Genomic DNA, 12874 nt, shown 5'->3' with positions numbered 1-12874 from the left:
TTTCACGATGAAATGTTCTTTTTTTAAGGTGAGCTGAGCTACCTACCTCATTTAAATCTGTAGCATGAGGCACCTTGGTTTTAGGACGTATATTATGTTAAAAAAAATAATTCTAGCATTTTCTATTGTGGCGGCCTCAGCGAGCACTACCTATGCAGATAGCATTGATGTAGTGCCCGATAACTTATCTGATGAAGAAAAGTTATACGGTCTTTCTTTGTTTTGGAAAGAGGTCAGTTACAATTTTGCTTTCTTCGATCAGGTTCCAGATCTTGACTTTGATGCGAAGTATCGAGAATTTATTCCACGAGTTTTAGCTACAGAAAACAGCTATGAATACTATCGTGAGTTAAGCCGCTTTAACGCATTGCTTGAGGATGGTCACACCAATGTTTATTTCCCCAAAGATATGTCTGCTAAGTATGTCGGATGGCCGCCTATTCGCCTAAAGGAAGCTGACCAGCAGCCGGTGATAATCGGGGTAGAGAGGAGCTTAGCACCTGAAATTCCTTTGGGGTCAACCATTGTTACTGTAGATGGCCAGGGTGTGCAGGAATACATGAAGGAACAGGTGATACCTTATATCGCCAGCTCTACCAAACACGTTTTATGGGGTATAGCTGTGCGAGATCTGTTGGACGGCGTTCCGGGTTCCAAAGTTGAGCTCACTATAGAAACCCCTAAAGGTGAAATTAAGAAAGTACAGGTTGAGCGGGATGCGCGTGGGAGGAAGATTGATTACACCTCTATTGCACAACCTCAGTCGAATGGTGAGCCATTTGAGCTTAAGTGGCTTGATGATGATATAGCCTATGTAGCTTTAAATACTTTTGGGAAACAGGCGGTTGTTGAGCAGTTTAAATCTCATTATGAAGATATTGCCAAATCAAAAGGGTTGATAATAGATTTACGCTTTAATGGTGGCGGCAATACCAGTCACGCAGGAGAGATTATCTCTTATTTGGCTGACCGAGATTTACAAGGCTCTGTCTGGAAGACTCCCAAGCATATCGCAGCCTATAAAGCCTGGGGCGCTTTTGCTGACCAGTTTGAGGAGATGGAAAAATATCGCCCTTATGGGGAGGGGAATGCATGGGAAGTCGGTGGGGACCCTTCAGAAAAGCTTAAGGCTAAACTGGATAATAATCACATAGTGCCTACTTATGTGCTAATTGGAAGAAATACGGCATCGGCAGCGGAAGACTTCTTGATTTATGCTGACTCACTTGAGCACTTTACCATTGTTGGTGAGCCAACAAATGGTAGTACAGGCCAGCCAGTATTTTTCGATCTTCCTGGAGGTGGTTCTTTTAGGGTTTGTACCAAGCGGGATACCTATCCAGATGGGCGTGAATTTGTTGGCTATGGAGTTAAACCGGATATTTTAGTCGAGCGTACAGTGGATGGTGTCCGTAGCGGTACGGATATTGTACTCAGTAGAGCGGTCAGTGAGCTGAAAGCTAAGTTAAACCTGTAGGTAGAGCTGCAGTCCCGTCGGCAACTTGTGCTATGGGAAATTAATAACAAGTTGTCGGCCTATGCTTATATAACTTGGTAGCACCTTATCATTAGCGTGCCTGGAAGTTATTCGTCAGTGGGGTTGCAATATTTCTCTAAACGCGTCACTGGGTCCTTTCGTATCTCCTCAATGACTTTCTTTCAAACAAGTTGTTGCGGCCTGCTTGAAAGTCTTCCTTATAATCCACTAAATTTGGTTTTTGGCATTTACAACAGGCTTTGTTTGCCTGTTGGCCCGCTTACCTGTTTAATGCTGACTTTGGTTTCCGGCGACTACAGGAAAGCGCTTGTCATCGTTTATAAGCCAATTAAGTGGTACGTTAGGGTATCTCTGAAAATTAAGTAACTATAAAAGTAGCTAGGAGTTGTACTTATGGCACAGATCAAAGCTTTGGATAAAAAGGCACACGCCAACCTGAAACTCACCCAGGACATCACTTTTGACCATGTGAGCAGCAATCATATTTTGCCGCTGGTGGTTCAGGAAATTGTTCAGGCGGCCCAGAGCTATCCGATCCTGTTCGTAAAAGACCAGAATACTGAGCAGTTTAAAGTGGTGGCTCTTACAGGCCTGCGTCCCGGTGAAAACCTGTTCTCTGGCGCTGAGGGCTGGAATGGCAGCTACATTCCTCTGCAGGTTCGCACCTACCCATTCGTGCTGGTGAAGAACCCAGAGAACACTGATCAGGCGGTACTGTGTATCGATGAAGACTCCAGTATGTTGAGTGAGTCCGCAGGCGAGGCTCTGTTTGACGGTGAGGGCGAGCAGACTGACTACCTGAAAAACCGCGCTCAGGCGGTGGTAGAAACTGCCCAGCGCGTATCTGTTACCGAGTCGTTTATCGAATTCCTGGTATCCAAAGACCTGCTGACCCAGAAGAAGCTGACTCTGCGTATTACCGAAGAAGATAAGCCCTACGATCTGACTGGTTTCTACGTGATTGACGAAGAGAAGCTGAACAAGCTGTCCGATGAAGACTTCCTGGAACTGCGCAAGCGTGGCGCTCTGCCGGCGATCTACGCTTCCATGATGTCCTCCATGCAGGTTCAGAATCTGATTCGCAAGAAGCGTCTGAACTAATCCTGTACAGCCCGGCAATTGCGGTTGCCGGGCTGCCTGCGCGCATCAGTATTACGAGATGCAGTTATCAGCAGTCATTATCCCTCCTTGATCCCGCCTTGCACTCGTACCACTATTAGCCCCTCTGACGTTTAAGTTCGCGAATAATAAAATGAAATACCTAGCGCGGCTCTCTCTCCGCTACTGGTTTGCCTGGTTGGCGTTATTTTACGGAGTCTGGCTGTTTCTAGTTATGCAGGGCGATAACTTGGCCCTAGCACTGGAGCATTGGTCCATGGCGCTTGCAATGGCGCTCGGCAGCTATGCCGCCGGTTCCACGCCCATGGGTGGAGGCACGGTGGGCTTCCCCGTGTTGGTGCTCTTATTTGATATGCCTGCTAGTCTCGGCCGCGACTTCAGTTTTGCGGTGCAGTCGATCGGTATGGTTAGTGCCAGCCTGTTTATTCTTTGTCGGCAGCAGTCGTTAGCCTGGTCGATGCTACGCGGCGCCTTGCTCGGTTCTTTATTGGCCACTCCTGCGGGCATATTGCTGTTTGCGCCGATGATTTCCGAGCTGTGGGTGAAGCTCTCTTTCGCGGTGCTTTGGGGCAGCTTTGGGATATTTCATTTGTATCGGCTCTCCGAGATCACCGACTGTGAGCACAAGGGTGATCCGCAGTGCCCAACGGATTTTCGTGTAGGTCTTCTGCTTGGGGCTTTTGCAGGCTTCTGTGTGGTCTCGGTAACCGGGGTTGGTGTGGATATGCTGGTGTACGCGGCTTTGGTGCTGCTGAGCCGTGTGGACCTGAAGGTAGCGATTCCCACCTCGGTAGTGATCATGGCCTTCTGCTCTGTACTCGGTGTGCTGGTGAAGTCGCTGGCCGGCGACTGGCAGCCAGGGGTTTTTGGTAACTGGCTGGCAGCGGCGCCGGTGGTGGCCTTGGGGGCGCCCCTTGGTGTTTTTGTTGTGAGCTTGCTGGGGCGCAAACCCACCCTGCTAATTGTGGCTCTACTGTGTGTTGTACAGCTTGTGTGGACCTGTGCGTCGGAACGGCAAGCCCTAAGCGGCCTGGGAGGACCTCTAGTGCTATTGGCGTTATTGCTGTGCTTACTGGGATTCGAGTGGCTGCGGGTATTGGGGTTGCGCCGAGAGCGCAGCCGTGGCGCGGCAGCAATTGGGTCTGGTGCAGAGATTAAGGCCGTTGCCGTAGAGGAGAGTTTGATACCGGGGGTTAAATAAGAGTGCTTGGCGAGTGCTGGCGCGCGACTGCGCGCCGGCGGCAAAGACTAGATGTTTTGCGATAAAAAATATCAGCTGCTAAGTAATCTGGCTTTGAGTGCTGCCCTGATTCGGGCCTGCGGGATAAATTCTGGAAGATGGCTGGGGCGGAAGGATTCGAACCTTCGCATGACGGGATCAAAACCCGCTGCCTTACCGCTTGGCTACGCCCCAGTTTCAAGGTTCACAAAGAATAGTCTCTGTGATTTGAAATGGTAGCAAGGGGGAGACTCGAACTCCCGACCTCAGCATTATGAGTGCTGCGCTCTAACCGGCTGAGCTACCTTGCCATTTCTTTTGTTGTCTCGGCTGTCCCGAGGGCGCGCATTATTAATCGATGGGCTGGGTGTGTCAACACTTTTTTGTATTCTTTTCAGTTAGTTAGCGATTTTTTCCATCTGGAGCCGCAGAGCCCTTGGCGCGATGCCCGGAACGGATAGCGGCGAGGGCGGAACCCAACACCACCGCAGCGGCACCACTCCAGCTGATCCAGTTAAGCGGCTCCACCGCGATGTAATCGGGCCAGATACTGCTCACCAGGGTGCTGAACAGCAGCGTGATTACTGGTACTAGTGACAGAGTGGCACTGACACTGGAGGCTTCCCAGTGCGCCAGGGCCTTGCTAAAGGCGCCATAGGCGATCAGTGTATTGGCGGTAAGAAAGGCAAGTAGCAGCCAGTCCAGCCAGCCCAGATGGGCGACATCCAGTGGATCTGCCATGGGCAGGAAGCACAGGGTGCCAGCAATATAAATCAATACCAACAAGTCTTGAGGCGTGGCGCGGCTGAGGATTTTCTTCTGGAAAAAGCCATATACCGCCCAGGATACCGCGGCGATCAGGATCAATCCGAGCCCCAGCAGGTAATCACTATCGGCGCCGCTCCCCAGCTCGGCGAGGCGCTGGTTGAAAAATAACAGTAGCCCCATCACCACTAGGGCCACACCGGCCCACTGTCTCGGAGAAAAGCGTTCATTAAGCCACAGAACACTGGAGATCAGCAGTAGTAGCGGGGCTAGCTGGATCACGATCTGTGCCGCACCAGGGGTGATGTGATTTAGGCCGCTGGCATAGGTGAGGTAATTCAACAGCAGCCCGGCCACGGCGAGTAGGGTGAACAGCAGCAGGCTGCGGCTGAACAGTGCCTTTAATTTCAATTGCCGTGCACGCCCGTAGTAGAGTCCCGCCAACAACGCCGCGCCAGCAAAACGATACCAGGTGGCGGTCTCAGGGCTGATGTGTTCCAAAAGGCCTTTGAGGGCGATGGGTAGGGCTGCCCACATAAAGACGGTGGTCAATGCCAAAGGCAGGCCGACTTTCCAGTTTGATTGCGCCATGGATCTTACGCCGCAGAGACAGCCTCCCCGGGGTGGGGAGGCGAAGGATAGATAGCAGGGGGATTAGACGTTGAAGCGGAAGTGAATTACGTCACCATCAGCGACAACATAATCTTTACCCTCCAGGCGCCACTTGCCTGCGTCTTTTGCCCCAGCCTCGCCATTGTGATCGACAAAGTCACTGTAGCTAATCACTTCGGCGCGGATAAAGCCTTTCTCAAAGTCCGTATGGATCTTGCCGGCGGCATTCGGAGCGGTGGCTCCCAGCGGAATGGTCCAGGCACGCACTTCCTTCACTCCGGCGGTGAAGTAGGTGTGCAGGCCCAGCAGCTGGTAACCGGCGCGGATTACCCGGTTCAGGCCGGGCTCTTCCATACCCAGTTCTTCCAGGAATTCTTGCTTCTCATCGTCGTCCAGTTCAGCGATTTCCGCTTCAAGCTTGTTGCAGATGGGTACTAGTACAGCGTTCTCTTCAGCGGCAATGGCGGCAACGGCGTCCAGGTGCGGATTATTTTCGAAGCCGTCTTCGTGCACGTTGGCAATGTACATGGTGGGCTTCACCGTGAGCAGGCTCAGTTCACGCAGGTCCGTCAGTTCATCTTCGGACAGGCCAAAGGAGCGCAGCGGCTTGGCTTCGTTCAGGTGTGGCAGGATTTTTTCCAGCAGCGCTTTCATCTTGATGGCGTGCTTGTCCTGCCCCTTGGCGGCGCGGGTAAAGCGCTGCAGGGCTTTCTCCACAGTGTCCAGGTCGGCGAGTGCCAGCTCGGTGTTGATCACTTCGATATCGGATACCGGGTGCACCTGATTGGCCACGTGGATGACATTGTCGTCTTCGAAACAGCGTACAACGTGAGCGATGGCATCGGTCTCGCGGATATTGGCGAGGAATTTGTTTCCCAGGCCTTCACCCTTGGAAGCGCCTGCAACCAGTCCGGCGATATCGGTGAACTCCATGGTGGTTGGAATCACCTTTTGAGGCTTGACGATCTCCGCCAGCTTGTCGAGGCGGGGGTCCGGCACTGGCACTACGCCGGCATTCGGCTCAATGGTGCAGAAGGGGAAGTTTTCTGCGTCGATTCCCGCCTTGGTCAATGCATTGAAGAGGGTGGATTTGCCCACGTTAGGCAGGCCGACAATACCGCAAGTAAAACCCATGGTGATATTTTTCCGTTTGCCTGAGGCGCGAAGCGCTCTCTGCTAATTGCGTTTGAAGTCCGGTAGTGATTGCGCTGGCGGGAGTCTGGGCGGGCTGGGTAGCGCGGCCTCCGAATGATCCGGGCCAGCCGGGAAAATACCGGCAATTTGGCGCAGCACACTATCGAGATTTCCGGGGCAAAAGGCAAGCCGCCCGGTGGGATCTATTTGGCGGTGTGCAGCGTTTTCATGGCTGCGCCCCAGTCGCCGCTGGCGGCGGTGGGCAGCACGTCGATCGAGTGATCGATGGCGTCAGCCAGAGTTTCCTGTTCCGCCCTGGGGGCGCGCTGAAGGACAAAGCGCGCCACTTCGCTGGCGCTACCGGGGTGGCCGATGCCGAGTCGCAGGCGCATAAAGTCCCGGTTGTTGCCCAGAGCGGCAATAATATCCCGCAAGCCATTGTGTCCGCCGTGACCGCCGCCAGCTTTCAGGCGCGCGATACCGGGGGCCAGATCCAGCTCGTCGTGAGCGACCAATATGGCTTCCGGGGGAATTTTGAAGAAGTTCGCCAGCGGGCCTACAGCCTGGCCACTGCGATTCATATAGGTGGTGGGAATCAGCAGCCGGACTTCCCGGTTGCCGATTCGCACACGGCCGGTGAGGCCGTGGTATTTGCTGTCGGAGCTGAGCTGAGTGCCGTGGCGGCGTGCCAGCTCGACAACAAAGTCGGCACCGGCGTTATGTCTTGTCCGGTCGTATTCCGGCCCGGGGTTGCCCAGGCCGACAATCAACTGGATCGGAGTATCCGGTGCCGCAGCCAAGGTGATTACTCTTCGCCTTCGCCAGCTTCTTCGGCTTCAGCTTCAACAGCGCCGCGAGGCTTGTGAATAGAAGCTACAACCAGGTTGTGGTCTTCGCCGTGGCTCAGATCCGCAGACTCAACACCTTCCGGCAGTTTCAGGTCGGAGATGTGCAGGATGCCATCCAGTTCCAGGTCCGCCAGGTCTACTTCGATGAACTCGGGCAGTTTTCCGGCAGGAGCATTGACTTCCAGCTCGGTCAGGGTGTGAGAAACGATGCCGCCGGCCTTAACGCCTTTACAGGTTTCTTCGTTGAGGAAGTGCAGGGGCACTTTCACGTGTACTTTGGTGCTGGCGGAAACGCGCTGGAAGTCAATGTGCAGAAGCAGCTGCTTTGCAGGGTGACGTTGCAGATCGCGCAGAATAACTTTCTCTTCTTTGCCGTCGACGTCGATGGTCAGCATGGAGGAGAAGAAAGCTTCGTTTTCCAGGGCCTTGAACAGGTCCTTTTGCAGCAGGGATACGGACTGCGGCTCAACTTCGCCACCGTAAACGATGCCGGGTACACGGCCTTCCAGGCGACGCAGGCGGCGGCTCGCACCTTTCCCTTCATCGCTGCGGGCAATGGCGTTCAGTTTGATATCAGACATGGGTAAAACCTCGGGTTGTCTGTCCAGAGAGACCTGCGACCGGACCGCTCTGGCGTTAGTGTAAATTGGGCGCTTGCCCAGAAGTAATAGCCCGGCAGTGCCGGGCGGGCGCGTATTCTACGGGAATCAGTCCCAAACGCAAAGTGCCCCGCTGCTGCGGGGCACTTTTCTATTTGCCGATAAGGAGTCCTTAGCGGAACATCGCAGAGAGGGATTCCTCATTGCTGATACGGCGCATGGACTCGGCCAGCATGGCAGATAAGGTCAGCTGGCGAATTTTTGGAGCCTTTTCCATTTTGTCACCCAGCGGGATGGAGTCGGTAACCACCAGCTCATCCAGAACGGAGTTGTTCAGGTTGCTGATGGCATTGCCGGAAAGTACTGGGTGGGTACAGTAGGCGACAACTTTCTCGGCGCCGTGCTCTTTCAGGGCGTTGGCGGCGTTGCACAAAGTGCCAGCGGTGTCGACCATATCGTCTACCAGTAGGCAGGTGCGGCCACTAACTTCACCGATGATGTTCATCACTTCGGCAACGTTGGCGGCGGGGCGGCGTTTGTCGATGATGGCTAGGTCGCAGTCGAGGCTCTTGGCCACGGCGCGGGCACGAACAACACCGCCAATATCGGGGGATACCACAACCAGGTTCTGGTACTTCTGGCGCTCGATATCGTCGAGCAACACGGAAGAGCCGTAAACGTTATCCACAGGCACATCGAAGAAGCCCTGAATCTGCTCGGCGTGCAGATCGACAGTCAGTACGCGGTCGATACCCACGCTCACCATCATATCGGCAACCACTTTTGCGGAAATTGGTACACGCTGGGAGCGCACGCGACGGTCCTGGCGGGCGTAGCCGAAGTAGGGAACCACTGCGGTAACGCGGCCGGCTGAGGCGCGGCGCAGGGCGTCAACCAGTAGGATTAGCTCCATCAGGTTTCGATTGGTGGGCTGGCAGGTGGATTGCACTACGAAAACGTCGCGACCGCGTACGTTGTCGGTAATTTCAACTGCAATCTCGCCGTCGGAGAAGCGCTTGACCGTGGCTTCGCCCAGGGGGATCGCCATATGGTCGACAATTTTCTGCGCCAGTTCCGGGTTTGCGTTGCCGGTGAAGACCATTAAGTCAGCCACTGCGAGTTCCTTTAATTCTGTCTTGAAGTGAGTTGAAGTGTAGATGCCGGCATAATTTGCTAGCAGTTAGGATGCGATAGCACCACTTTTTATAGGGGGCGATAGAGCGGATAGCGAAGCTGTTAAATGTGCTGGCCGTGGCTCCTGGTCACCCAGGTGGTTGCTTTGATATTCGGAAAGCCTCCGGGTCGACGGCAGGGAGTTGCATGCAAAACTGCCTTCGACATTATTCTTTAGAATTCGGGGGTAGGCTTTTTGTAGCCCGCTACGAGTGGCCTCGGCCGGTTGGGTCAGTGTCGACTGAAACATGTCGGAACCGGTTTTTGCTGGTGCCACTGTATAAAAGGAAAATGGCTGGGGCGGAAGGATTCGAACCTTCGCATGACGGGATCAAAACCCGCTGCCTTACCGCTTGGCTACGCCCCAGTATCTTTCCTCAATTGCTTGAGGTTAATTTCGCGAGCTGCTGATGTGTCGGTGAAGTCTGTACACCGGCCGCAACAAAACCCTGCCATTTTCGCGGTAGCCTGGCAAGTGCCGATCGGGCTGCTTGCTCAGTTCCGAAGGCGGCAAAAACGCAACCTCCGGTGCCGGTGAGTTGTGCTGGCGCAAATTGCTGCAGCCACTCTCGGGCATCGCGAACTTCAGGGTAGAGACTCTCAACAAGTTCCTGGCAGTCGTTACCGGAAAAAGCTTCCAGCTTTTTACTGCTGAGTGGCGTTTCATTGAGCTGCCCCTCGCGAAGGGCCGCTAATGTAATTGCGTCGGAATCTCTTGTCAAACGGGAATCGGAAAAAATTTTTGCGGTACTCACCTGGCAACCGGGAGCAAGGACTAAATAGTGGCGTTTTTCTGTGCAAAGTGGTGTGAGTTTTTCTCCAACACCTTCGGCCCAGGCGGTGTGCCCTCGCACAAATACTGGAATATCTGCGCCGAGTTGCCGGCCAAGCTCTGCGAGGGTATCGATGGATAGATTGCACTGCCACAGATAGTTGAGACCGAGCAGAGTAGTGGCTGCGTCGCTACTGCCGCCGCCGATACCGCCACCGTGTGGCAACTTTTTACTCAGGCGGATATCTGCACCGGGAAGCGATTTATTCTGCCACTGCATATTTTGACGCAGCAGCAGAGCTGCGCGATAGACCAGGTTGTCCTGCTCGGGAACATCCAAAGCGCCTGCATCCACACGGATAATGCCGTCGTCCCGCAGGGAGAACTCAAGACTGTCGCCATAATCGAGTATTTGAAAGAGAGTTTGTAGTTCATGGTAACCGTCGGGGCGACGGCCGAGTATACGCAGAATCAGGTTGAGTTTTGCGGGGGCGGGTAAGGTCAGCATGCGGGAATGTTGGGCCGGTTAATTCTGTTGGGCGCATCATACCCGCATGCCGGGGCTTCGGCATTTAAAAAGCCCAGTCCTTAATTACCAGAGTGACTTGTACCGGCCCGGCGGCACCGTTGGTCTGGGCTTTAATACGTGTGGGAAGTAAGTAAGGGCCGTTTTGGCGATAATCGCTGAACCGCAAGGACCAGCCGGATTGTTGCAGGCTCTGTAGCTCGCCCTGGCCGTTGTGTTTTTCAGCGCCTCTTGGCCCAGGCGCGGGAAGACCGCGTACCCAGTAGAACATTTCCCTAGCCGGCAGCGGCCAGCCCAGAGTTTGCTGGGTGAGTTGGGCGGCATCGCGGGCGACTACCGGCGCTTCATTGCCGCGCACCAGACTGACACCGCCAGCGGAACCGGAAATTATCGTGGTACCAGCACCCAAGGGGCCGCTTAGGTGAATACGAAAATTTTGCGGGCCACTCTGTTGCCAGGTCAAATTGGCACTGCCGTTATCTGCCGGAGAGCGCACTCCGAGTTTTCCTTTGATAGTCCACTGCTTGAGTTGGGCTACCGAGGTGGGAGCTGCAGTTTCGCCGGGGGGCTCCTGAGCAACGGGCTCTTTGGTCTTTTGGCCAGCACAGGCGGAGATCAGCAGAGTCAATGCTGTTGCCAGGAGTAAATAAAACTTACGGGTAGCGGCGTCAGTTGTCGGATACATGTTGTTCCAGTGTTTCTTTGATTTGCAGTCGTTTCATCGCAGCCGGAATAATTTTGCTCTCTGGATTGGCGGCCAGCCCATCGTTCCAGACTTTGAGGGCCGCTTCGCGATCCCCCTGGACCCAGAGCACCTCACCCAAGTGGGCAGAGATTTCGTGATCCGGCAGTTTTTCCAGGGCTTTGCGCAAATATTTTTCCGCGTCGCGATAATTCCCCAGACGGTACTGCACCCAGCCCATACTGTCGATAATGGCTGGATCCTCCGGTTCCAGCTCCAGAGCCCGGCTGATAAGTTGCAGGGCTTCCTGGCGGCGGGTCTCATCGTCGATCAGTTTGTAGCCCAGTGCATTTAATACCGTGGCGTTATCCGGGTCGCGTTCCAGTAGTGTACGTAGGTCCTTCTCAAACGCTGCGGCATTGCCCAACTGATCGTTGAGCAGGGCGCGGCTATACATCAGGCGGCCGCTGTTACTCAGTTTAGAAATGGCCTGGTCTGCCACTTGTAGGGCCATCTGTGGCTCACCATTCCTGCGCAGCAGTTCGACCTCCATCAGGAAAAAATGTTCTACCTGTCCGGGGTGCCGCTCTCGCAACTTGGCAAACCACAGGCTGTTTTCACGGTGTTTACCACTGACTGCGAGTAGCTTGGTGCCCTTGGTAATGGCCTCCACGTAATCGTTGCCGGGTTGCACTTGTTGGAAGTGTGCGGCGGCAGTGTCGTTGTCACCCCGCTTCTGCGCGAGTCCGCCCAGGTAAAAGTGTGCCGCCGATTCGTGTTGTTTTAGTTCCAGTAGACGGTCGAGCAGGGGTTTGGCTTCACCGAGCTGGTTGGTTTCATAGTGAATCAACGCCAGGGATAAAATCAGGTTGCCGTCCTCTGGACGCTGTTTAACTAATTCGGCGAATTGTTGGCGAGCAAGATTGAGGTCTTCGCGAATAAGCAGGCGCGCGTATTGTAGGCGCAGGCGGGTTTCCTCTGGATAAATTTTGACTAAATTTTCCAATAATTGAATGGCTTCGTTGCGTCTATCCAAGTCCACCAAAAGATGGCTTTGTAGCAGCGGTGCATCGATTTGTTCGGGGTGTTGTTCCTGAATGTGGCGTACCAGTGCGAGGGCGCGCCTGTACTGCTTCGCATCACGCAATACCATGGCATAGGCCATAACGACTTCATCGTTATTGGGGTAAACCTCAGCCAGCCGGGCAAATTCAGCACGAAGTTGTTTATCGAGTTGTTGATGGCCGATGGCGGTGGCGGCGAGAGATTGCATCGGTGCTTTGCCGCCGAGAGCGAGCGCTCTCTCAGCGTGTTTCATGGCCTCTAAAAACTCTCCAGACAAGGTGAGCTCTGCGGTCAGTGCCAGTTGGGCATCCGCATTGTCCGGCTCCAGCTCAGCCCACAACTGTGCCGAACGCAGTGCGGCCTGACGCGCATTGAGAAAGCGTGCGATGCGGGTTGCACGCGCTGCCACGCCTGCATCTTTAGTAACTTCAGCCTGGTGGTAGTAGTTGGCCAGGGCCACATCGTACTGTTCGCGTATACCGGCGACTTCGGCTACCAGCAGTGTGTAAAACGTATCTATGGGGAAGCTGCGCGCTGTATCCTCCCCGGCAGCGGCCGTCCCTTCATCGCGATGCTGTTCCCGAGCTGAAGGCTCGGTTTCCTCATTGGTTGTCGTTTCAGGCGGCATTTGGGCGCAGGCACTCAGTAGGTAGACGAGGGATAGGCAGAGCGCACCGAGTGATAGAGTTTGGTTTTTGAGGAGGGGGAGCGGACGACGGGGTGGAAGCATAGATCGTATCCATACATGGCTGCTACTGGGATGCAGTGTCAGAGTGGCGTGTTTTAAACGTTTATCGCCATATAATTCTAGCCGTGAATCCGCTTCTGGAGCGCGGGCCCTGGGCCGGTTATTCAAATCAGC

At 54.3% G+C, this 12874-nt stretch carries 11 protein-coding genes and 3 tRNA genes; 3 read left to right on the top strand and 11 right to left on the bottom strand.

What is annotated here, in order from left to right:
* Positions 1-64 precede the first annotated feature (64 nt).
* The 3 genes from ACJJIB_RS17520 to ACJJIB_RS17510 all read left to right on the top strand — a co-directional run bounded on the left by ACJJIB_RS17520 (position 65) and on the right by ACJJIB_RS17510 (position 3818).
* Positions 65-1477, top strand: coding sequence for a S41 family peptidase (locus ACJJIB_RS17520; RefSeq protein ID WP_444886990.1), 1413 nt, complete (start codon positions 65-67; stop codon positions 1475-1477).
* A gap of 414 nt (positions 1478-1891) precedes the next feature.
* Entirely contained in the window at positions 1892-2599 is a 708-nt protein-coding gene (locus ACJJIB_RS17515) for a SapC family protein (protein ID WP_444884007.1), read from the top strand.
* A gap of 151 nt (positions 2600-2750) precedes the next feature.
* Complete coding sequence (locus tag ACJJIB_RS17510) at positions 2751-3818, top strand: sulfite exporter TauE/SafE family protein (RefSeq protein WP_444886989.1); 1068 nt, start codon at positions 2751-2753, stop codon at positions 3816-3818.
* A gap of 138 nt (positions 3819-3956) precedes the next feature.
* Here the strand turns inward: ACJJIB_RS17510 and ACJJIB_RS17505 are convergent.
* The 11 genes from ACJJIB_RS17505 to ACJJIB_RS17455 form a co-directional block, all read right to left on the bottom strand.
* A tRNA-Gln gene (locus ACJJIB_RS17505) sits at positions 3957-4031 on the bottom strand.
* A gap of 39 nt (positions 4032-4070) precedes the next feature.
* Positions 4071-4147 (bottom strand) — tRNA-Met (locus tag ACJJIB_RS17500).
* A gap of 91 nt (positions 4148-4238) precedes the next feature.
* Entirely contained in the window at positions 4239-5192 is a 954-nt protein-coding gene (locus tag ACJJIB_RS17495; RefSeq protein WP_444886988.1) for a DMT family transporter, read from the bottom strand.
* A 63-nt stretch (positions 5193-5255) separates the two neighbouring features.
* A complete protein-coding gene (gene ychF, locus ACJJIB_RS17490; RefSeq protein ID WP_252083035.1) occupies positions 5256-6347 on the bottom strand; it encodes a redox-regulated ATPase YchF in 1092 nt (363 codons plus the stop codon).
* Positions 6348-6550: 203 nt separating this feature from the next.
* Positions 6551-7147, bottom strand: a complete 597-nt coding sequence (gene pth, locus ACJJIB_RS17485; RefSeq protein WP_444884009.1) for an aminoacyl-tRNA hydrolase — start codon at positions 7145-7147, stop codon at positions 6551-6553.
* A 5-nt stretch (positions 7148-7152) separates the two neighbouring features.
* Positions 7153-7776, bottom strand: coding sequence for a 50S ribosomal protein L25/general stress protein Ctc (locus ACJJIB_RS17480; protein WP_252083033.1), 624 nt, complete (start codon positions 7774-7776; stop codon positions 7153-7155).
* 190 nt (positions 7777-7966) lie between these two features.
* A complete protein-coding gene (locus ACJJIB_RS17475) occupies positions 7967-8896 on the bottom strand; it encodes a ribose-phosphate pyrophosphokinase (RefSeq protein ID WP_286037025.1) in 930 nt (309 codons plus the stop codon).
* Between the two features lie 363 nt (positions 8897-9259).
* Positions 9260-9334, bottom strand: a tRNA-Gln gene (locus ACJJIB_RS17470).
* A 10-nt stretch (positions 9335-9344) separates the two neighbouring features.
* Positions 9345-10247: a 4-(cytidine 5'-diphospho)-2-C-methyl-D-erythritol kinase gene (ispE, locus tag ACJJIB_RS17465; RefSeq protein ID WP_444886987.1), complete on the bottom strand. Its 903-nt coding sequence runs from the start codon at positions 10245-10247 to the stop codon at positions 9345-9347.
* Between the two features lie 64 nt (positions 10248-10311).
* A complete protein-coding gene (lolB, locus tag ACJJIB_RS17460; protein WP_252083030.1) occupies positions 10312-10950 on the bottom strand; it encodes a lipoprotein insertase outer membrane protein LolB in 639 nt (212 codons plus the stop codon).
* Positions 10934-12742: a tetratricopeptide repeat protein gene (locus ACJJIB_RS17455; RefSeq protein ID WP_444886986.1), complete on the bottom strand. Its 1809-nt coding sequence runs from the start codon at positions 12740-12742 to the stop codon at positions 10934-10936. Before ACJJIB_RS17455 ends, lolB begins: the two co-directional genes overlap by 17 nt.
* Between the last annotated feature and the right edge of the window lie 132 nt (positions 12743-12874).

This window comes from Microbulbifer mixtoriginis (SeqCode) (genome assembly GCF_052467705.1).
This window is presented reverse-complemented; position numbering and strand designations above follow the sequence as displayed.

Coding starts and splice junctions, on each gene's coding strand:
- ACJJIB_RS17520 (WP_444886990.1), top strand. CDS start 65: ATGAGGCACCTTGGTTTTAGGACGTATATTATGTTAAAAAAAATAATT.
- ACJJIB_RS17515 (WP_444884007.1), top strand. CDS start 1,892: ATGGCACAGATCAAAGCTTTGGATAAAAAGGCACACGCCAACCTGAAA.
- ACJJIB_RS17510 (WP_444886989.1), top strand. CDS start 2,751: ATGAAATACCTAGCGCGGCTCTCTCTCCGCTACTGGTTTGCCTGGTTG.
- ACJJIB_RS17495 (WP_444886988.1), bottom strand. CDS start 5,192: ATGGCGCAATCAAACTGGAAAGTCGGCCTGCCTTTGGCATTGACCACC.
- ychF (WP_252083035.1), bottom strand. CDS start 6,347: ATGGGTTTTACTTGCGGTATTGTCGGCCTGCCTAACGTGGGCAAATCC.
- ACJJIB_RS17480 (WP_252083033.1), bottom strand. CDS start 7,776: ATGTCTGATATCAAACTGAACGCCATTGCCCGCAGCGATGAAGGGAAA.
- ACJJIB_RS17475 (WP_286037025.1), bottom strand. CDS start 8,896: ATGGTCTTCACCGGCAACGCAAACCCGGAACTGGCGCAGAAAATTGTC.
- ispE (WP_444886987.1), bottom strand. CDS start 10,247: ATGCTGACCTTACCCGCCCCCGCAAAACTCAACCTGATTCTGCGTATA.
- lolB (WP_252083030.1), bottom strand. CDS start 10,950: ATGTATCCGACAACTGACGCCGCTACCCGTAAGTTTTATTTACTCCTG.
- ACJJIB_RS17455 (WP_444886986.1), bottom strand. CDS start 12,742: ATGCTTCCACCCCGTCGTCCGCTCCCCCTCCTCAAAAACCAAACTCTA.